The sequence below is a fragment of the Labilithrix luteola genome, from assembly GCF_001263205.1.
GTDB lineage: Bacteria > Myxococcota_A > Polyangia > Polyangiales > Polyangiaceae > Labilithrix > Labilithrix luteola.
The window spans coordinates 10,328,309-10,347,869 of sequence record NZ_CP012333.1 but is presented as its reverse complement, the minus strand read 5'-3'; the positions used below and the strand labels follow the sequence as shown (position 1 = coordinate 10,347,869).

Here is a 19,561-nt window from a genome sequence, read left to right as displayed (position 1 = left end):
GGTATAGGTTTGGCTCTTCGGTCGCGCAAACCTCTTCCGTTCGAAGATGCCAATGAGATTTCTCGCAGTTTCGACGTCTCTTGCCTGCTTGATGGGAACACTCGCGGCGTGCGGTGCGAGTGCGCCAACACCGTCGGCTCCTCCTCCATCGGCCTCGTCATCCGCGACCGAGTCGCCGTCGAAGGCGGCAGCCGCGGCCAAGGCCGGCCCTGCTCCGGCGGCTCGCCGTCCCGTCACGCACAGCTACTTCGGAACTGCAGTCGTCGACGATTACGAGTGGCTCGAAGACGCCAAAAATCCGGACGTGCGCGCGTTCCTCGATGCCGAGAACGCCTACGCGGATAGTGTTCTGCAGTCGATCGACGTCCGGCCTGCGCTACGGAAGCGCCTCGCCGAGCTCCTCGGAGCGACATCGGTCGACTACCTCGCGGTGCGTCGAACGAGTGAGACCGGGCCCCTCTTCGTCCTCGAGCGGCAGCCGCCGAAGCAGCAGTCTGTCCTCATGATCCGACCGGACCCGAACGCTCCGGGCCGCCGCGTGGTCGATCCGAACGAGCTCGATCCGACCGGTAGCACGACGATCGATTTCTTCGTTCCGTCGCCGGACGGAAAATTGGTGGCGGTCTCGCTCTCGAAAGACGGCAGTGAGCGCGGTGACGTCCACGTCTTCGACGTCGCGACGGGAAAAGAGGGCGCCGACGTCGTCGAGCACGTGAACGGTGGAACCGCCGGCGGAAGCCTCGCGTGGAACGCCGACGGCTCGGGCTTCTTCTACACGCGCTATCCCAAAGCGGGCGAACGTGCCGAGGCCGACCTCGATTTCTTCCAGCAGGTCTGGTTCCACAAGCTCGGCGCCTCCGCCTCGAGCGATACGTACTCCATCGGCAAGGACTTCCCGCGCATCGCCGAAGGGGAGCTCGAACGCAGCGACGATGGTCGCTTCGTGATGGCGATCGTCGCCAACGGCGACGGCGGTGAGTACGAACACCACGTCCTCGACGTGTCGAGGAGTCGCGACGGCGCGCCCACGAGTTCACCCGGCTGGAGGCGCCTCTCGAAGTTCGACGACGAGCTGACGTTCGCGACCTTTGGTCCCGGCAAAGACGGAAAGATCTACGCGGTGTCGCGAAAGGGGGCGCCTCGCGGCAAGGTGGTGGCCTTCACGGCGCCGTTCGACAAGCCCGCGGAGGTAGTGCTCCCCGAGGGCGAGGGCGTCATCGAAGAGGTCGTCGTCACCAAGAGCGCGCTCTACGTCGTCGAGCTCCTCGGAGGGCCGTCGCGCATCCGCCGCATTCCGCTCGGCGTGAAAGCCGAGCCGCTCGCGCGCGACACGAGCAAAACCTCGACGGCCGCCAAGAAGCCGAAGAAGGGAGCGCCAGCGCCGCGTCCTACGCCGCCCGCGTCGCCCACGACGATCGCTCCTGGCGCGCGTGGCGTTGCCGCCGCCGAGCTGCCGATCCCGCCGGTTTCGAGCGTGACTGCGGTCGTTCGCATGGGCGAGGACCTGCTGGTCCGCATCGAGAGCTACACGGAGCCGCCGGCGTGGTTCCGATACCGCGCCGACGAGCATCGCCTGGTGAAGACGGCGATGGCGAAGGCGGCGCCGGCCGACATGCGCGACGTCGAAGTGGTGCGCGAGAGCTGCGTGTCGAAGGACGGCACGAAGGTCCCGATGAGCATCCTCCGGCGAACCGGCACGAAGCTCGATGGAACGAATCCGACCTTGGTCACCGGTTACGGCGGCTTCGGTTTGAGCCGCAAACCTCGACTTCGGAATTGGTATCGCGCGTGGCTCGACGCAGGCGGCGTGATGGTCGAAGCGAACCTTCGCGGCGGCGGCGAGATGGGCGAAGCCTGGCATAGCGCCGGCAAGCTCCTCGCGAAGCAGAACGTCTTCGACGACTTCTACGCGTGCGCGAAGACGCTCGTGGCTCGCAACTACACGACGCCCGACAAGCTCGCCATCTGGGGCCGCTCGAACGGGGGCCTCTTGATGGGCGCCGCATTGGTCCAGCACCCCGAGGCGTATCGCGCCGTGGTGTCGGGCGTCGGCATCTACGACATGTTGCGGACGGAGCTCTCGCCGAACGGCGCGTTCAACGTCACCGAATACGGTACGGTGAAGGACGAAGCGCAGTTCCGCGCGATGTACGCCTATTCGCCGCTGCACAACGTCAAAGACGGCGTTCGCTATCCGTCGGTCCTCCTCACGACCGGTGAGAACGACCCGCGCGTCGATCCGTACCAATCGCGCAAAATGGCAGCACGCTTGCGTGCAGCGAATGCAGGACCGAATCCCATTTTGCTCCAGTCGCGCAGCGGGACGGGCCACGGCATGGGCACGCCGCTCTCGGCGGAGATCGAGGAGATGACCGACATGCTCGCCTTCCTCTTCCACGAGCTCGGCATGCGCTGAGTGCGCGCGTCACTCGTCCGCGACGACGGGGACGAGCGACGACCGTGGTTCGCGCTCGGCTTGCTCGGCGCTCGGGAGGAGGGCCCGGGCGCGCGCGGCATAGACGCTCGCGTGCCCGATCGTTGCCGCCGTTTCCAGGTCTCTCTGGGCCTCGTCGACCCGCCCGGTTTTCACGAGGTAAAGCCCACGGAAAAAGTGGAAGACCGGATCGTTGAGTTTCGGTGAAGGCGCCGCTTGGGATCGTGTCGTTCCCGCGCGGAGAAAGAACGTCTCGGCTTCGTCGGATCGACCGAGTGCGAGCTTCGCCAAGGCGCGAAGAAGATCGTCTTCGGGGTAGGCGAGCAGCCTGCGGGCCTCGTCGAGCGCCGCGTCGGCGGCTTCGGGATCGCGCTCCAGCATGACGAGGTTGCTCGCGTGAAGCGTGAGCCGCGCATAGCGGAGGCCGCGGACGTCGGCCACCGAGCCGAGTCGTCTCTCCGACGCCTCGAAGTCGCCTTCGAAGTGCAGGCAAAGACTCTCCAGATAGGCCGCGTCGCTCGAGATGGTGGGAAGCCAGCGTAGCGGGCTCTTTCCGAGACGCTCGGCGGCCTCCCGCGCTTCGCGCCAGCGACCTTTCGCGAGCAGGGCCGAAGGCCGGAGCCCTCGGAAAACGGCGTAAGAGAGCAAGGCGGGCGCGAGCGCCCGAGCGCGATGAGCCCGCCAGCCTCGGGCGTGAGCCACGTCTCCATCCGATCGAGCCCGCCGGCGAACATGTCCTCGTACCCACGATAGCCGTTCCGCCGTGTATGCTGTTCGAGCTTCATGTCCGTTTCGGAATCGGGTCGGTCCTCGCTCGCGTCGTTCTTCTCGCTCGAGCTCCTCGACAACCGCTATCCGTCCCTCCACGGGCTGCGCGTGCTGGCGATCGTCAGCGTCGTGCAGTTCCATGTGACGTGGATCTTCGCGGGCGAGCAGGGCATCGTGCTCGATCGCGAGTGGGTGGCATCGTCGCTGACGGTCTTCTTCGGGATGGATCTGTTCTTCATCCTGAGCGGCTTTCTGATCGGATCCATCCTCCTGCGCTCGCTCGAGACGGACGGCACGCAGAACCTGCGACGCTTCTACATCCGACGCATCTCGCGCACGTTCCCGGCGTACTACGTGATCCTGACGCTGCTGGCCGTCGTGACCCCGCTCACGGCCATGCAGCGGAGCCATCTGATCTGGGAGTACCTCTACGCGACGAACTTCATCTCGCTGGCGCGCGGTGACGTCGTCATGTTCTGGGGGTGGTCGCTCGCACTCGAAGAGCAGTTCTACCTGACGGTGCCGCTCCTCTTCTTCGTGATGCAGCGGCTTCGCAGCGATCGAGCCCGCGCCTTGCTGCTCGTCGCGCTCTGGAGCTCGGCGCTGATCATGCGCCTCGTGCTCTTCATCGCGAAGCGGCCGTGGACGGACCTCGCGCTCTACGAAGCGCTCTACTTCCGTCCGCTGACACGCTTCGACACGCTCATCGCTGGCATCTTCCTCGCGTTCATCCAAAACCGCTGGAAGGAGCCCATTTCACGCTTCCTCTCGCATCCCTTCCATCGTGCGCTCGTGACGCTTCCGACGCTCGGATGCCTCTGGTTGCTCTTGCGTCCGTGGATGTTCGGCAAGGAGCACGTGCAGCTCGTCCACATCTTCGCGTGGGGAACGGTGACCAGCGTGATGTACATCGGCTGGCTCCTGCTCCTCTTCCACGGCGGCGGCTTCATCTCCGACTTCCTCTCGGCGCCGATCTTCCGCCGTGTGGCGACGCTCGGCTACGGCGTCTACCTCGTGCACATTCCGCTGTGCGATCACGTCATCGTGCCCATGGCGCGCACGCTCGAAGCGCGTCACGTCTCGATGTTGCTCGTGTGGCCGCTTTCTCTCGCCGCGCTGATGGCCGGATCGCTCGGCGCCGGTTACCTGATTCACGTGCTCATCGAGAAGCCGTCGCTCCGCATCCGCGAGTGGCTCGCGGCCTAGAGCACCGCACAGTTTGGTGCTCTGAACAGTCAGGGATCGAAGGGCTTTCCGAACCCGATCTGCGGGAGCGTTGCCTGGCGGCTCTCCTCGGCTCCATCGGCGAACCACGTGACGGCTTCGGGGTTCTCGTCGAACACGAAGCGTACGACCCTGGGGCCGTCGGCGCTGACGTCGCGAACGGTGGCGCGCATGCCCTTCCGGACGATCTCGTCGCCAGGTTGGAGCTTCGAGCGCTCGTCGCGGAACAGGTTGTCGTCACCTTTCGGATAGATCGTCCGACCCTCGCCGACGATGAGGTCGAGCGTCTTCTCATCTACGCGCTTGAGCAGGACGTGACCGGCATGCGAGAGCCAGACCCAGCGACGTGGCGTGACACCCCGCGGATCGAGCGCGAACGGCGCGAAGAACGTTCCTGTCATGCCGCGAATGGTGCCCACGTTTGCGGTGTCGAGGTCGCCGACAAAGTTACGGAGGTCATGGGTTCGGCGCGCGAACTCGGTCGTGTCCCGCCGCAGGTTGTGCGTTGCGAGCCACGACGTCACCGGATCGTGCACGAGGTGGCCGAAGCCAAGCCCCGCGGCAACGAGACCGGCGATCTGGCGCTGGACGAGGGCTTTTCGACTCGAGCTCGCGGGGAGCTCTTCGCCGAACCAGGCGCGGTCGAGAACGAGGGCGACGACCGCCGAAATGCCTAGCATGCTGACGCCCAGGAGACGCGCGGCGGGGACGACGGCGAGGACGGGCGTGAGCGCGAAGAGTGAGCCGAAGAGCATCCACGTGGCAGTGCGCGCGGTGTCCTCGGGGAGGGCGCGGATGGCGTCTCGGATGGGCCGGTAGGCGAGCAGCGTGGCGACGAGCGTGACCATCACGATGACCGCGCGCTCCCAGCCGACCAAGGAAGAGGAGGCTCCGAGCGAGAACCATCCGTCACCGACCAGCGCCACGGCGCGCCACGGGACCGCGCGGAGGAACGCGCCGGGATCGCTCAGCGGATCGGAGTAGAAGCCGGAACCCTTCGTTCCGTAGTGGAGCGACGATCGAACGGCGAGGTAGGCAAAGGCGGGGAGGACGAAGGGCAAGAGCCCGCTCGCGCGGCGCCCGAAGCCTTCGCGGCGAACGAGCTCGATGGCCACGACGTAGCCACCGAAGCACAGCGCATATTCGCCTCCGCCGAGAAGCGCGAACGCAAAGCCGAGCGCGGCGACGAGCGCATCACGAAGGCTCCGGCCCTGGCGGAACGACGCATAGGACGCGGTGGCGACGGCGCCGAAGGCGAGCGAGACGAGCGCTTCGCGATTCGCGAGCCATGCCAGCGGTAGGGCATGGCACGGCGCGAGCGCGAAAATGGCCGTGGCGAGGCCGGTCACGCGTGGAGAGAACGTGCGCTTGAAAAGCGCGCGTGCGGCCAGCACGGCGAGCGCCCACCACACGAACGAGTGCACGTGCATGGGGAGTACATGGACGGTGAGCACTCGGTGATCCAGCCAGAGCAGCGCACTCGAAAGCGGCCGAAAGAAGCGGATGGTCAGGTTCGGATGCGCCCACCACGGCAGGAGGCCTCGCTCGAAGAAGAGCGCTCGGTTGTCGTCGCCGATGAAGTCGTAGAGGTCGAACGGACTGCGCGGAACGGGGAACGTCCCGGCGACCATCGCGGCGTGGAGATGGTCGTCGAGGAAGAACGGCGTGAAGAGCGCGGGCAAGAATGCGAGCACGCCGACCGCGAAGATCACCGCGAGCGCGAGGCCTCTCGGAACCCTCCAATCGGCGAGAATGGGTCTCGAACGTGTCTCTACGTGGCTCGTCTTGATTGCGACGCGTGATGAAGCGCCATCGAGTTCCTCTACGTTTTCGCTCGCTGAGCGATGTTCCATCGTCATCGGGTCATCCCGTGCTGCCAAGAATCAAGCTGATCCGGCGTTGCCGATGCGCACATCGCACCGTAGAGTGCGCCACATCTCATGCGGACCGCCAGTCTACTTGGTCTGACCCTCTCCGTCGTTATTGCAAGCCTCGCCGCGTGCGCCGAGTCCGATCCCGGACCGATGACCGAGCAAAGCAAGAACGAGGCGAACCCCACGCCCGATGCGTCGACGACCATTCCGAACAAGCCGGCCCCGTCCTCCTCGGCGTCGTCGAACCCGGCTCCCGTCTGTGCGCCGAAGTGCACGGTCGACAGTGACTGCTCGAAGAGCTGTCCGGCGGTCGCCAACGCGGTGAGCTGCTGCGATACGGCAACCTCGACCTGCTACACGTCGCAAACCCAGACGTGCCCCGCGGCGCCCACCGAACCGACCGATCCGACGCCTTCGTACTGACCGCGTCTAGCGACAACCGCACGCGACGTAGCGGTTGAGAATCGTTGGCACATTCTAACTGTGTCATCGGGCCGCATACGGATTCCCACTATGGGCTAAGTCCGCGACCTCGGGCATTCTTGTCGCCGGATGACTGGACGTGAACTCGTCGCTGGTCTCGAGCTGGCGGGCTTTCAGATTCGGCGACGCTCCAAGACGTTCGTGTGGTTGGGGCGTGGCGAGCAAGTCGTGATGGTGGACGAGGAGTCCACCGTCCCCGACGACATGCTCGATAGGCTGCTGCGCAGCTCACGACCTCAGGTAAGCGCGTCCTAGTCCTCGAGCGCACGCTGAGCATGCGTGCGCGACGCTCTCCGCGGTACGGTGCGGGCCATGACTCAGCCCGGTCGTGGAGATCGCTCGGCCTACGCTCGCTACCTCGCAGGGATGGATGCCTCGATGCGCCAGAAGGTTGCGCTCACGGCAGCACATCTTCTCTGTGAGGGGCGCGTGGCGGACATGGGGATGGGGTCGGGGGCAGGCTCCCATGCTCTCGCTGCGCTCTATCCTCAACTCGACGTGGTCGGGGTCGATCTCGATCCCGAGATGGTGACGCTCGCGCGCGAGACGCATCAGCTGCCGAACCTGTCGTTCATCCAAGGTGACATCGCCAAGAAGTGTTTCGCCGACGGATCGCTCGACGGCATCTTCGACAGCTCGGTTCTGCATCACGTCACGTCCTTCGGCGGGTATCGCCACGCGAACGCCGCGGAGGCGCTCGCCGCGCAGGCCAGGGCGTTGCGCGAGCACGGTGTTCTCGTCGTGCGTGACTTCGTCCGTCCGGGGAAGGAGACGTACTTCTCGACCTTCCGACCGACGACGGCGACTCCTCGCGCGACCCTCGCTCGTGTTCGTCGTCGGCGCTGTTCGAGCGATTCGCTTCCGAGTTCCGCTCGCTCGCGACGGTGCCCGGGTTCTCGTACGAACGACTCGCAGGCGCGAGGGCTGGCTGGCAACGCTATCGGTGTGGGCTCGTTCATGCCGTCGAGTTCGTCCTGCGCAAGGACTACCGGGCGGATTGGGAGGCCGAGGTGCGTGAAGAGTACACGTACTTCACCAAAGAGCAATTCGAAGGAGCCGTGCACGGACTCGGTATGCGGGTGCTTGCATCCACGCCGATCCAGAATCCGTGGATCGTGCGTCATCGATTCCGAGGAAAGTTCACGATGTCGACGCTCGGCGGAGAGCCTTGCGAAGATCCGGCGACGAACATCGTTGTCGTCGGTGAAAAGGTGCCCCGAGGCGAGGGCGTTCGCTTCGAGGATCGCGGCGATGCGGACGCCATCGGCTTTCTCGAGCTCTCCGCGTGGCGAGACCGAAGGACGGGGGCGATTCGCGATCTCGTGAGGCGACCGAACCGGACTGTGGATGTCGTTCCTTGGTTCGAACGAGGCGGGGATCTCTTCGTCCTCGCACGGACGAGCTACCCGCGTCCCATCGTCGCGTGCACGCTCGCGACGGATTCGATCGACGGCGCGAAGTCCCCTTCGTGGATGGCGGAGCCGCTGATCGTCGTGCAAGGGGACAAGCCCCTCGGCCAGACCGTCGAAGAGGCCCTCGCGGCGCAGGCGCGGATCGGTAGTGGCCGCATCCTCGGCATGCATACCGGCTCGACGTATTACCCCTCGCCCGGCGGCACTCAGGAAGAAGTGGCCCCGGTGCAGGTTGCCATCGAGCCGCTCTTCGTGGAGGAGAACCTTCCTCGCAACACGGCTTTTTCGACGGCAGGGCGTCTCCGTGCCATCGAAGCACGGCAACTTCTCCGTGCCGCGCAGGTCGGTGGGATTCCCGACGCGCGGCTCGAGCTCAATGCCTACGATCTGCTCGCGCGAAACGGACGCGATCGCGGTCCATGGATTGGCGAAACCATCGACGTGGCGGACGTCCCCCTCGACGATGCTTCGAAAAGCACCATGGCATCGCTGCTCGCCAGGCCCTCCCGCCGGGTTTTCGAACGAGACGATGGCAAACGGGCAGGGGACTTTCTCGAGATTCGATGTCGGGCATTCGCCGAAATCGATTCGAAAGACGACATCCTCTCCGAAGTTCCGCTCGAGCTCGTTTTGCCACGCACCCGCAGTACGACGTCGATGGCCGTCGCTCCGCTCTTGCGAGCGAACGGTTCCGTCTGGATTGGCATCGATGACGACGACCTCCCGGCGGCGCAATGCTTCTCCGGAAACAGCGAGCTTCTCGTGGCACCGGCGTGGCGCCTACCGCGCGACGTGGCGGTGACGTCGAAGGCGCGCGCATGGGTGAACGAGCGCCTGCGCGCGGAATACGGCGTCGTGGTCAAGGAGTCTTTCGAGCTCGGTGGTCGATTTCTGCCGAGCGCTGGTCTCTCGCCTGAGGCCGTCCATCCGCTGGCAGTCTCGGTCGCGGCGATCGAGAAGGCTTCGCGATCGCTCGTTTGGGTCGAGCTTGCCGATGCAGCGCGAAGTGCGAGCTTCCTAGCGGATGGGCACCTGCGCGTGTGTGTGTTGCGTGCTGCTCACGCCCTCGGTGTCTGATCCTCGACACGTCGGGTGCGACCACCCGTGCCTCCGTTCGGGGAGGGGAACGATGGAACCTGGAGCGCGGCAACGAGAGTGACCTTGATGCGCCTAGGCGGACCGGGTTATGTCGCATTCATGCTTAGGGAGAGGATTGCGGAGCTCGCATCCGACTTTGCGTCCGAGGTCATCGCGGCCCTGAAGGCTGCGCCGTTGGCTGAGCTCACCGCGCTCACGAAGAAGCCCCTTCCGCCGGGCTACGATGTTGCGGGCCGTGCGCCGTCGCCGCCTTCGTCGACCGAGGAAGAGGCCACCGGAACCGAGAGCGAGTCGGTCCAGCAAGAGCTCTTCAACGAGGCCGCCGCGCCGAAGACCCGAGGTCGCAAGGCTGGCGGAAAAACGAAAGGCGCTGGCGGGAAATCGCAAGGAGCAAAAGCGAAAGCGGCAAAGGCAGCACCCGCTCCCGCGCGCCTGGATCAAAAACGAATCACCGCTGCTCTCGATTTCTTCGAGATGCGAGGTTCGAAAGGAGCCACTGCGGTTCAGGTCGACGAGCACCTGAAGGCGAGTGGCTTCGAGGGCGACGTCGACGTCGTCACTGCGTTGGTCGAGCGCGGAGACGTCCGCGACGCGGGCATCCGCCGTGCGACGGGCAAGGGGACGGCCGCTGTCTTCGTCCGCTCGGATATGGCTGCTTCGTAGCGCCTCTCATCGCGCAAACACGCGATCTCGAAACGACGAGAAAGAACGCGGAAGAGCGTTTTTCTCGTCGTTTTCGTTCGATCTCATTCGAGTACGTATTCTCGCGTACGGATGCTCGGAAGCCGGACTGCCGCGCGTTCGCGGCTCCGTTTGCTTTCCGATTTTCGTTGCCTGATTTGCGCGAGGCGCCGTGGGACGTGGTCAGCGCGAGATGCTGCACACCACGCGGAGACGCAATTCACTTCCGTCGAACTCCGCAGAAGCTAACGATTCAGCATTTCAGATCTGCGTCGGTCGACTGGGAGAGCACGGATGTGGTCGACTTGTCACTTGGGGTGACGTGAATTCGTCTCATCTCGAATTCGAACGTTGAGATTTCGTCTCCATCCTTGCCCAACGGCTACTTTGCGCGTTAGGAGGAAGCGATGAGCAAGCTCCAGAGCACGATCGAGACTCTCGCTTCCGACTTCGCTACCAACGTCCTCGCCGCCCTCCGCACGGCGTCGCTCGCCGACATCGAAGGCATCACCTCCGGTGGCCGCGGTGGCGTCCGCAAGCCCGCTGCCAAGGTTGGCGTTGGCGGTCGTCTCCAGCGTCGTTCGGCCGGCGACCTCGCGTCGATGGTCGAGCAGATCGCAGTCGTCCTCGCGAAGGAGACCGCCGGTCTCCGCGCCGAGCAGATCCGCTCCGCCCTCGGCGTCGAGGCGAAGGAGCTCCCGCGTCCGCTGAAGGAAGGCCTCGCCTCGGGTCGCTTCGCCAAGAGCGGCCAGAAGCGCGCCACGGTCTACACGCTCGGCCGCGGCAAGAAGGGCAAGAAGGCCTGATCTCGCGTTCGACGAACGCCCAGCTCGCGTGGACCCACCGGGACTCGGCGGGTCCACACGCAGCATGTCGCGGTCGACGTCTCTCGGCCGCGTGACGATGAATCCCAGCGCTGCACCGCGGCTCGAAGCCGCCGGGCAGCCGTGACGTTCGAGGAAAGCGATCGGGACGCTGGGGTCCTGCCTTTCCAGTTCTCTCCGCGCTCGCGCAGGGCGGCTCTTGTCGCTAGGCTCATCGAGCCGACGTGAGTCGGTGCGCTTCGACCTGTCGAAGCGAGTAACGCAGGGGGGGACAGCATGCGACGGAATTATGGATTCCGATGCATTGGGCTTGCCATTGGAGCCGCGCCCATCGTGCTGCTCGGCGCGTCGCTCACGTACGCCCTGATGCGGGCGGAGCGTCACAGTCCGATGGGATTCGTGATCGTCGTCTCCGGCGCCGTGATTGCGTGTTTGAACTTCTATCTCAGCATCGTGCGCTACCGCCTTCAGGCGCGGGAACGCGTATCGCGTGCGGATTTCAGACACGTGTCGGGATTCCCCGTCATCGGCACGATCATCATCGTCGTAGGCGCTCTCCTCGGGTTCGGGTGCGCGGCTTGCGCGGTGCTCGGTCTCGTGGCCATCGCACTCGATACCGGGGGCGCGCCTTGGTTTCTCGCGTCGACGTGGAACGACGCCGTGCTTTGGAACGACGCCGAGCGCTGAGACGAAGGCGCGCGCGACGACGTACTCGAGAGTCGATACGCGCGTGTCCACGACCGTGAACATCACAGTTCGACGAACTCGATATCCTCCATCGGTCGAATATCGACGCCCCTCGAAGGCCGAATCATTGCCGATGACGCTCGGAGCGAGAAGGAATTCGCCCGCACCACGTCATCGTGGTCCGTCGTCTACGAGTCGAGCGCTCCACGTCAGCGTGCGGTGCCCACGCTATCGGAGACCGCACTTCCGACATCGAGCGTGACCGCAGCAGCCGTCACTCCCGCCCGTCGCCGCCACCGCACGAACTCGCGAAGCCCTCGAACGAAGGGCGAGCGAACGCCAGTCCTCGCTCGCGCTCTCGAACCACCACGACGTCGCGGCAGCGCAACGAATCGCGCCAAACGAGTCCGCGCCACGCCGTCTGAAGCATCACACAGCGGAGAGCGACGCCGCTCCTGCAGCCCCTCACGTGCCTTCCGCAGGCGCGCGGGGTTACCGCCAACGGCGTCAATCTTCTCCGCTCGAGTCCGCCCAGCCGTCCGCCGAAGGCGTCGTGCAGCAAACAGCGAAGCCGTCTTACTAAGACGAGAGCGAGAGCTGCTTCTGCCTTCTGCAGGCACCGCAATCGCGATGTGGAGGGTGACGCTAGAATCACTCTTCTCTGCACGAGTCCACGAAGCTGGACGAGTGCATGAAGACAGATGACGTCCGCTCTCGAGAGCGCGCCGGCAAACCGCGTAGCGGCAAGCACCCGGCATGGGTGCCCAGGGACGGAATCGAACCGCCGACACGGGGATTTTCAATCCCCTGCTCTACCAACTGAGCTACCTGGGCCTGCGGACTTTTCCGCCTGCGGGAGCGGCAATCTCTTGGTTTTCGCCCCCAATGTCAAGCAGTTCTGAAACTTCGGTCGCGTCGATTTTCAGAACGTGCCCTTTCGCCCGGTACTTTCCCTCGAAAATGACCTTCGCAGAGGTGGGGGCGGGGCGCGCGAAGACGTAGGTCCAGACGCTCTCGACGAAAGATTCTTCGTCGGTGGACCCGTCGATGCTGAGCTCCACGAGCTCTCGGACGTAGAGGGTCGGGCAGCCTTCGAAGGCATCGAGCGGCGCGAGGGCGGGCTCGGCGAGCGTCCAGACCTCGCCGTGGACTGCAGAGGGGCCCTGGGCGTCGCGCAGGAGGGCCGGGTAGGGGCCGAGGTCGACGAGTGTGCGGGGCGCGAGCGTGCGGGCCGTGGCGACGAAGCGTGCGCCGAGGTCGACGAGCACGCGGTGGTTGGCGGCGTCGCGCATCAGCGTGCCGTAGACGAAGATCCGAGCTTCCTGCACGGGCTCAGCATACCGCGCGGATGGGACGGTCGCGTGCACGGCTGGGCTCGTCGAAAGATCCCGCGTGACGCCGTGTGTCCTTTACCCTTGAGGTCGCCATGACCTCGGAAAACGTTGAGTCTGCCGACGCGCTCCAGCTCGTTGGGACGACGATCGCGGACAAGTACGCCATCGAAGCGGTGGTCGGTCAGGGCGGCTTTGCAACCGTGTACCGAGCGACCCACGTGCTGTGGAAGCGACCGGTCGCGGTGAAGGTGTTCACCGCGCTCGGCGAGGTGGGCACGGAGCAGCGTCAACGTCTGCTCGACGACTTCATCCAGGAAGGCGCGTTGCTCGCCGAGCTCTCGGAGCGCTCGACGGCGATCTGCCAGGCGCGCGACGTCGGGATGTTCACGTCGTCCAAGGGCGAGAACGTGCCCTACATGGTGCTCGAGTGGTTGGAGGGCAAGCCGCTCGAGGCGCTCGTCGAAGAGGAGAGGCAGCAAGGGCTACCGCTTCGTACGCTCGATCAGACCATGCGGCTGCTCGAGCCGGTGGCCGAAGCCCTGGCGCTCGCGCACAAGAAGGGCATCGCGCATCGTGACGTGAAGCCGGCGAACGTGTTCGTCCTCGGTGATCCGGCAACCCTCGCGGGCAATACGGACTCGGCAGGCGTGAAGCTGCTCGACTTCGGCATCGCGAAGGTCGTGCAGGACGCGCAGAAGATGGGCTTCGGCAAGACCGCCGGTCACATCACGTCGTTCACGCCCCTCTACGGCGCGCCGGAACAGTTCAATCGCGGCTACGGCGCGACAGGGCCGTGGACCGACGTGTTCGCGCTAGCGCTCGTGCTCGCCGAGGTGCTCTCGGGGCGCGAGCCCATGTCCGGCGACAACTTGATGCAGCTCGCGTTCGCGGCATCGGATCCGCAGCGTCGTCCGACGCCACGAACGCTCGGCGTGACAATCTCCGACGCGCTCGAGGCGGTCTTCCTGCGCGCGGTCGCCGTTCGGATCGAGGAGCGCTTCCAGACGGCCGGGGACTTCTGGACGGCTTTGCGTGTCGCCGTGGCAGGTCAGCCGGTGTCCGCCGCGTTCGCTTCGGCGAATCGCCTTTCGGCGACGGGTAGTGTCGACGCGTTCGGCAAAACGGGCTTCTCCCACACGGGCCCCGGGCCGACGTCTTTGGGGACGACGCCGCCGGTGCCACCCTCCCAGGGCGCGACGGCGATGGCCATGGCCCCGCAGGCCACGCCGAAGAGCAGCGCAGGGCTCGTCGCCGTGGTGGCGCTCGTCGGTCTTGCCGTCGTCGGCGGAGGCGGGGCGTTCCTGGCGTCGAAAGCGAAGAGCGGGAAAGCCAGCGCTGCGATCGCCTCGGCCTCGGCGCTTGTCGTTTCGGCCTCGGCTCCGGTGAGCGCGGTCGCGAGTGCCGCGCCGCCACCGGCAACGTGTCCACCGGGCATGATTCGCGTTCCGGGCGGTGAGTTCTTCATGGGCTCCGACGAAAAGGACGCCCTCGATTCCGAGAAGCCGGCCCACAAGGTGAAGCTGTCGCCGTACTGCCTCGACGAGCTCGAGGTGAGCGTTGCACAGTACAAGGAGTGCAGCGACCGCGGCGCGTGCCGGCGCGCGGGCAAAGAGAACGTGTGGAAGGGCATCTTGCCCGTGCAGCAGAAGATCTACGACCCGCTCTGCAACATCAACGATCCGGTCGGCAAGGCCTCCCATCCCATCAATTGCGTCGACTGGGAGCAGGCGCGTCAGTTCTGCGAGGCGCGCGACGGGCGACTACCGACGGAAGCCGAGTGGGAGTTCGCGGCGCGCGGGCCGGACGGACGCATCTATCCATGGGGCGACGAAGCGCCCAACGCGCAGCTCCTCAACGCCTGCGGAAAAGAATGCGTCGCGTGGCAGAAGAAGCACCCCGATCCGACGACGCCTCCTGCGGGCATGTACACCGAGGATGACGGCTTCCCCAACACGGCGCCGGTCGGGAGCTTCTCGAAGGGCAAGTCGCGTTACGGCATCCAAGACGTCGTCGGCAACGTGTGGGAGTGGGTCGCCGATTGGCACGCGGATTACGACCAGCGCGCGCCCTCGGCCACGGCGGTCGATCCGAAGGGGCCCGAGTCCGGAACGCATCGCATCATTCGCGGCGGAGCTTGGAACGGCGCCATGCCGTCCTGGGTTCGACCGTCGGTGCGCTATCACGCGCTCCCGACCGATCGGAGCTACGGCTTCGGTTTCCGGTGCGCGAAGTCGCTCTGACGGTGTTCGGCATCGAAAGCGAACGATTGGCGCGAGCTTCGAGCGATCTCGGAGCGATCTCGAAACCGAGAGGAGGGGTCACGCGTAGGCTCTGAGGTAATCTCGCCGAGCCTTTTGCCCTCGCGGGGATCTTCGAAGATGTCGTTGCCCGATCCGCTCTCGCTCATCGGTACCACCGTCGCCGAGAAATACGCCATCGAACGCGTCGTCGGCGAGGGTGGCTTCGCCATCGTCTACCGCGCGATGCACCTCGTTTGGAACCGACCGGTGGCCATCAAGGTGTTTCGTACGCTCGGCGATCTCCCGCCCGAGCGGCGCGGCGAGCTCGTGCAGAGCTTCATCCAGGAAGGTGCGCTGCTGGCCGAGCTGTCGGAGCGGTCCGCCGCGATCTGCCAGGCGCGCGACGTCGGCATGCTCCGCATGCAAGACGGTCGCGAGATGCCCTACATGGTCCTCGAGTGGCTCGAGGGCACGTCGCTCGAGCAGGTTCTCGACGACGAGCGTGCGCGCGGACTTCCTCCGCGAACGCCGGAGCAGGCGCTCGCCATCCTCGAGCCTGCGGCAGTCGCCCTCGCGCTCGCGCACAAGAAGGGCATCGCGCATCGTGACGTGAAGCCGGCGAACATCTTCGTTCTCGGCGATCCCCGCGGCGACTTCACGGTGAAGCTGCTCGACTTCGGCATTGCCAAGGTCGTGCAAGACATGGAGCGGATGAACGGCGGCTTTGCGAAGACGCAAGGCCTCGTGTCGTCGTTCACGCCGGCCTACGGCTCGCCCGAACAGTTCTCCCGAGAGCTAGGCGCGACGGGCCCCTGGACGGACGTCTTTGCGCTCGCGCTCATCTTCACCGAGCTCGTATCGCAAAGAGAGCCGCTCGCAGGAGACAACCTCACGCAGCTAGCCTTCGCCGCGATGGACCCGAAACGGCGTCCCACGCCGCGTGCGTTCGGTGTCGAGGTTTCGGATGGCGTCGAGGCAATCGTCGCCCGCGCGCTCGCGGTGAGTCCCGACGACCGTTTCCGTTCGATGGGCGAGTTCTGGGATGCGCTTCGCTCGGCGCTCGCGATGGAGCCGATGCGCGGCATGACGTGGACGGACGCGCAACGCAGCTCGGGTAGAGCCGCTGCCGCCGATCCCATCTCCGGCAACGTCCCCTTTGCGCCCGGGATGACCGCGTCGTCCGATCAGCATGGCATCCCATCGGGACCGCCGAAGAGGTCCGTTCCGCCGGCAGGCAAACGTGAGCGTTCGCCGGTCGTCCTCTTCGTCGGACTCGGCGCAGCGACGATTGCCGCTGCCGCACTCGTCGCCGGCGGCGTCTACATGTTCGCGCTCCGCGGCCACGAGAACATCATCCCTCCGGATGCCCCGAGCTCGTCGTCGGCCATTCCATCGGCTTCGGTCCCACCCGCGAAGCCGCCGGCACCAGCGTGCCCCGAGGGAATGAAGACGATCCCCGGCGGAAAGTTCTTCATGGGCTCGGACGACAAGAAGGACGAGGAGAACGAGCGGCCAGCTCACCAGGTCACTCTTCCGACCTATTGCATCGACACCACCGAAGTGACCGTTGCAAAATACAAGGAATGCAGTGATCGGGGAGACTGCAAGCGAGCTCCGATCGAGAACGAATGGGTCGGCATCACGCCGCGCGAGCACAAAGTCTACGACCCGCTCTGCAACATGCGCGACCCGGAAGGCCGCGCTCAGCACCCGGTGAACTGCGTGGATTGGGAGCTCGCCTCGGCGTACTGCAAGGCGACCGGCAAGCGTCTACCGACCGAAGCCGAATGGGAGTTCGCGACGCGCGGCTCCGACGGGCGCCGCTACCCGTGGGGGGACGACCCTCCGATGAACGGCGACCGGCTCAACGCATGCGGCAAGGAATGTGTCGCCTGGGGCAAGAAGAACGGCGAGCCCATGGACCCGATGTACGCCGCTGACGACGGGTTCGCGAACACGGCACCCGTCGGCTCGTTCCCCAAGGGAGCGTCGCCCTTCGGCCTTCAGGATGTGGTCGGCAACGTGTGGGAGTGGGCCTCGGACTGGTACGACGTCTACAAGCCGGATGCCGTCGCCGATCCGAAGGGGCCAGCGGAAGGCAAGGAGCGCGTCATGCGCGGCGGTTCGTGGAACGGCGCGGACGTGGGCTGGGTGCGCCCCACGTATCGGTTCCGCAGCCAGCCCGGCCTGCGTAGCCATGGCGTGGGTTTCCGCTGCGCGATGTCGCTCGTCACGCCCGATCGGTGAGTCACTCGAGGACGTCGAGGTCGCGCTCCGCTCGGATGGCACGACCATCGACCGTGGCTTCGAAGACGACGTCGTAGCTGCCGAGGGCGGGAGCGTTCGCCTCTGCCTTGAAGTGGAACGCATCGCCCACGGGCACGAGCGCTACGACGGTGCCGTTCGTCGTCCTCAGGTTCTGGAAGATCGTGAGCGTCATCGCGGCGACCTTGGCGTTCGGGCCCGAATTCCCCGGAAGGATGCGCACGTCGATGGTGATCGGGGCGGAAGGCTTGGCCATGGATGGCGCGGTGACGAGGACCCTCGGCGATCCGGTCGTCATCGTGCCGTTCTCGAGCGCGCGGAGGTCGTCTTCGTACTGTCCGCGCAGCATCCGCGCGGAGTGATCCGTGGGATCGAGCTGAGCGGCGTCACGCACGAGGGCGAGTGCACCGCCCACGTCGCCTGCGGAGCGCGCCGCCATCGAGCGCGTCACCATCTCGTGCGCCGCATCGGACCGGATCGCGGCGAGGTCGCCGTCGTCGGGCCAACGCTGGAGACCCGCGGTGACGAGCTCTTTCACGTTGTTGCCGGGAGGCGTGACATAGCGACTCTCGGCGAGCGCGCGTCGCGTCTTCGCCACGTAGGATCGGTGCGCTTCCTCGCCGTGCTTGGCGATCTGTTGCGTGACGATGACGGCGATCGCGATACCGAGAAGGAACGCGAGGACCACGACGACGAGCGAGTGTTTGCGATCTTTCGAGGGCTCGGGCGTGGCAACGAGCGAGCCGGTCCTCGCCGTGGGCGGTGGGCTCGGGTCGCTTTGCGTCACAGCTGGCCCATCCGCGGGCGTGATGGCCGGCATGGGCGGCGGCTTGAACGAGTCGTCCAGCGTCGGCTCGAGCGCTTGCGCGAGGGCAATCCCGGAGGCGCTGGGCCGAGACTCTCCCGCGCTGCCCGCGAAGCGCGAGGCAAGGCCTGTGTTGTCGTAGGCGATCGCCGCCTGGGAGGCCGCCGCCGCGATCGCGGTCGCGAACGCTCGTGCGTTGGGTGCGCGCTGCGCGGGGTCCTTCGCGAGGTTCGTCATCACCACGTTCGCGATGGGCTCCGGAACGTCTTTGGCGTTCGGCCACGATCGGAGAAGGGGAGGCGTCTCGTGGATGTGCTGGATGAGCATGCCCACCGGTTGATCCGCGTGGAACGGCGTTCGGCCGGCGAGCAGCTGGTAGAAGATGGTGGCGATCGAATACACGTCGCCCGGCGTTCCGACGATCGCGCCCTGCGCGCCTTCCGGCGAGATGTAGCGTGCGGTTCCGAAGATGTGGCCGGCGGCCGTCTCCATCGACTGCTCGCCGAGGCTCACCTTGGCGATGCCGAAGTCGAGCACCTTGGCCCAATCGATGATCTCGGCGCGGCGCACGAGCATCACGTTCTCGGGTTTGAGATCGCGATGGACGATGCCGCGCGCGTGCCCTTCGCCGACCGCGTCGCAGATCTGCAGGATGATGCCGATGGCGCGGCCGAGGGGCATCGTTCCACCCGCCGAGGCGAGCGCGGACGCGAGGGAGAGGCCGTCGAGGTACTCCATCACGATGTAGAGCGCGCCGTCCGGCAGTTGGCCAGCCAGGTACATCTCGACGACGTGTGGATGTTGGAGCTTGCTCGCGATCTTCGCTTCTCGGTGGAAGCGCTGCACGAGCTGCGTGTTGCTCGAGAGCTCGCGGTGGAGGATCTTCACGGCGACGTCGCGATCGACGCGACGCTGGTGAGCGCGATAGACGCGACCCATGCCGCCCACGCCGGCGACCGCGCGGATCTCGATGTCGTCGCCAATGACGGTTCCGAGGTACGGGTCGGCCGGAACGACGGCGTCGCCCTCGGGCTGGAGCTTCGTCCCATCGCGCGGACAGAAGGCGGCGTCCTGATCGAACGCTCCACCACACCGAGGACACGTTCTCTTCTGCGCAGTTGCGGCCGACGCCACGTTTCCGATCCTACCGCCGTCAGCTGGTTGTCGTCGCGATCCAGGGGTGGATCATGTACTCGAGGGGCCCCGTTCAGCGTACCTGTAACAACGACGGGTGGATCCTGGTAACTGGCTGAAATTCATCGAAGCTGACATCTCGGTGAAGGTCACACCCCGACGGCACGACTCATGCTCTAAGCCTCGTCACGCCAGCTCGGGGCTGTCGGGGCTCAGACGGGCAGGCCAAACGGGAAGGACTCTGACCCTTCGGCGACGCCGCCGCGGTCAGCAGCCGGAGGACACTATGCGCGCTCAC

13 protein-coding genes, 1 tRNA gene and 1 pseudogene are annotated in these 19,561 nt (G+C 65.9%); 10 read left to right on the top strand and 5 right to left on the bottom strand.

Going from position 1 to position 19,561, the window contains the following annotated elements; all coding sequences use genetic code 11:
- The first annotated feature begins 52 nt into the window (after positions 1 to 52).
- Positions 53 to 2,416 (top strand): prolyl oligopeptidase family serine peptidase, encoded by a 2,364-nt coding sequence (locus tag AKJ09_RS44580; protein WP_169928381.1) that lies wholly within the window; start codon positions 53 to 55, stop codon positions 2,414 to 2,416.
- A gap of 9 nt (positions 2,417 to 2,425) precedes the next feature.
- On the opposite strand, the gene AKJ09_RS44575 is transcribed toward AKJ09_RS44580, so the two are convergent.
- Positions 2,426 to 3,136: a hypothetical protein gene (locus AKJ09_RS44575; protein ID WP_146653940.1), complete on the bottom strand. Its 711-nt coding sequence runs from the start codon at positions 3,134 to 3,136 to the stop codon at positions 2,426 to 2,428.
- Between the two features lie 81 nt (positions 3,137 to 3,217).
- Here AKJ09_RS44575 and AKJ09_RS44570 point away from each other — a divergent pair, with 81 nt between their 5' ends.
- Complete coding sequence (locus AKJ09_RS44570) at positions 3,218 to 4,408, top strand: acyltransferase family protein (RefSeq protein ID WP_146653939.1); 1,191 nt, start codon at positions 3,218 to 3,220, stop codon at positions 4,406 to 4,408.
- A 29-nt stretch (positions 4,409 to 4,437) separates the two neighbouring features.
- Here AKJ09_RS44570 and AKJ09_RS44565 read toward each other — a convergent pair whose 3' ends face one another.
- On the bottom strand, positions 4,438 to 6,138 hold the full coding sequence (locus AKJ09_RS44565; RefSeq protein WP_146653938.1) for a hypothetical protein: 1,701 nt from the start codon (positions 6,136 to 6,138) through the stop codon (positions 4,438 to 4,440).
- 228 nt (positions 6,139 to 6,366) lie between these two features.
- Here AKJ09_RS44565 and AKJ09_RS44560 point away from each other — a divergent pair, with 228 nt between their 5' ends.
- The 6 genes and pseudogenes from AKJ09_RS44560 (at position 6,367) to AKJ09_RS44540 (ending at position 11,485) form a co-directional block, all read left to right on the top strand.
- A complete protein-coding gene (locus tag AKJ09_RS44560; RefSeq protein WP_146653937.1) occupies positions 6,367 to 6,723 on the top strand; it encodes a hypothetical protein in 357 nt (118 codons plus the stop codon).
- Positions 6,724 to 7,095: 372 nt separating this feature from the next.
- Positions 7,096 to 7,479, top strand: a pseudogene (locus AKJ09_RS55340) (class I SAM-dependent methyltransferase); the annotation flags it as partial.
- Positions 7,480 to 7,667: 188 nt separating this feature from the next.
- Complete coding sequence (locus AKJ09_RS44555) at positions 7,668 to 9,272, top strand: hypothetical protein (RefSeq protein WP_240489016.1); 1,605 nt, start codon at positions 7,668 to 7,670, stop codon at positions 9,270 to 9,272.
- 120 nt (positions 9,273 to 9,392) lie between these two features.
- The gene (locus AKJ09_RS44550; RefSeq protein ID WP_146653936.1) at positions 9,393 to 9,956 is read left to right on the top strand and encodes a hypothetical protein; all 564 of its coding nucleotides are present in this window, start codon (positions 9,393 to 9,395) and stop codon (positions 9,954 to 9,956) included.
- Between the two features lie 425 nt (positions 9,957 to 10,381).
- On the top strand, positions 10,382 to 10,780 hold the full coding sequence (locus AKJ09_RS44545; protein WP_146653935.1) for a hypothetical protein: 399 nt from the start codon (positions 10,382 to 10,384) through the stop codon (positions 10,778 to 10,780).
- Between the two features lie 294 nt (positions 10,781 to 11,074).
- A complete protein-coding gene (locus AKJ09_RS44540) occupies positions 11,075 to 11,485 on the top strand; it encodes a hypothetical protein (RefSeq protein WP_146653934.1) in 411 nt (136 codons plus the stop codon).
- A gap of 761 nt (positions 11,486 to 12,246) precedes the next feature.
- Here AKJ09_RS44540 and AKJ09_RS44535 read toward each other — a convergent pair.
- Positions 12,247 to 12,319: transfer RNA gene (locus tag AKJ09_RS44535), tRNA-Phe, on the bottom strand.
- On the bottom strand, positions 12,310 to 12,813 hold the full coding sequence (locus AKJ09_RS44530; RefSeq protein WP_146653933.1) for a gamma-glutamylcyclotransferase family protein: 504 nt from the start codon (positions 12,811 to 12,813) through the stop codon (positions 12,310 to 12,312). The genes AKJ09_RS44535 and AKJ09_RS44530 overlap by 10 nt, the downstream gene beginning before the upstream one ends.
- A 98-nt stretch (positions 12,814 to 12,911) precedes the next feature.
- Here AKJ09_RS44530 and AKJ09_RS44525 point away from each other — a divergent pair, with 98 nt between their 5' ends.
- Positions 12,912 to 15,059, top strand: a complete 2,148-nt coding sequence (locus AKJ09_RS44525) for a bifunctional serine/threonine-protein kinase/formylglycine-generating enzyme family protein (RefSeq protein ID WP_146653932.1) — start codon at positions 12,912 to 12,914, stop codon at positions 15,057 to 15,059.
- 138 nt (positions 15,060 to 15,197) lie between these two features.
- On the top strand, positions 15,198 to 17,306 hold the full coding sequence (locus tag AKJ09_RS44520; protein WP_146653931.1) for a bifunctional serine/threonine-protein kinase/formylglycine-generating enzyme family protein: 2,109 nt from the start codon (positions 15,198 to 15,200) through the stop codon (positions 17,304 to 17,306).
- Position 17,307: 1 nt separating this feature from the next.
- Here AKJ09_RS44520 and AKJ09_RS44515 read toward each other — a convergent pair whose 3' ends face one another.
- Positions 17,308 to 19,263, bottom strand: a complete 1,956-nt coding sequence (locus tag AKJ09_RS44515) for a serine/threonine-protein kinase (protein ID WP_146653930.1) — start codon at positions 19,261 to 19,263, stop codon at positions 17,308 to 17,310.
- Positions 19,264 to 19,561 lie beyond the last annotated feature (298 nt).

Coding starts and splice junctions, on each gene's coding strand:
- AKJ09_RS44525 (WP_146653932.1), top strand. CDS start 12,912: ATGACCTCGGAAAACGTTGAGTCTGCCGACGCGCTCCAGCTCGTTGGG.
- AKJ09_RS44580 (WP_169928381.1), top strand. CDS start 53: ATGAGATTTCTCGCAGTTTCGACGTCTCTTGCCTGCTTGATGGGAACA.
- AKJ09_RS44550 (WP_146653936.1), top strand. CDS start 9,393: ATGCTTAGGGAGAGGATTGCGGAGCTCGCATCCGACTTTGCGTCCGAG.
- AKJ09_RS44560 (WP_146653937.1), top strand. CDS start 6,367: ATGCGGACCGCCAGTCTACTTGGTCTGACCCTCTCCGTCGTTATTGCA.
- AKJ09_RS44545 (WP_146653935.1), top strand. CDS start 10,382: ATGAGCAAGCTCCAGAGCACGATCGAGACTCTCGCTTCCGACTTCGCT.
- AKJ09_RS44520 (WP_146653931.1), top strand. CDS start 15,198: ATGTCGTTGCCCGATCCGCTCTCGCTCATCGGTACCACCGTCGCCGAG.
- AKJ09_RS44540 (WP_146653934.1), top strand. CDS start 11,075: ATGCGACGGAATTATGGATTCCGATGCATTGGGCTTGCCATTGGAGCC.
- AKJ09_RS44570 (WP_146653939.1), top strand. CDS start 3,218: ATGTCCGTTTCGGAATCGGGTCGGTCCTCGCTCGCGTCGTTCTTCTCG.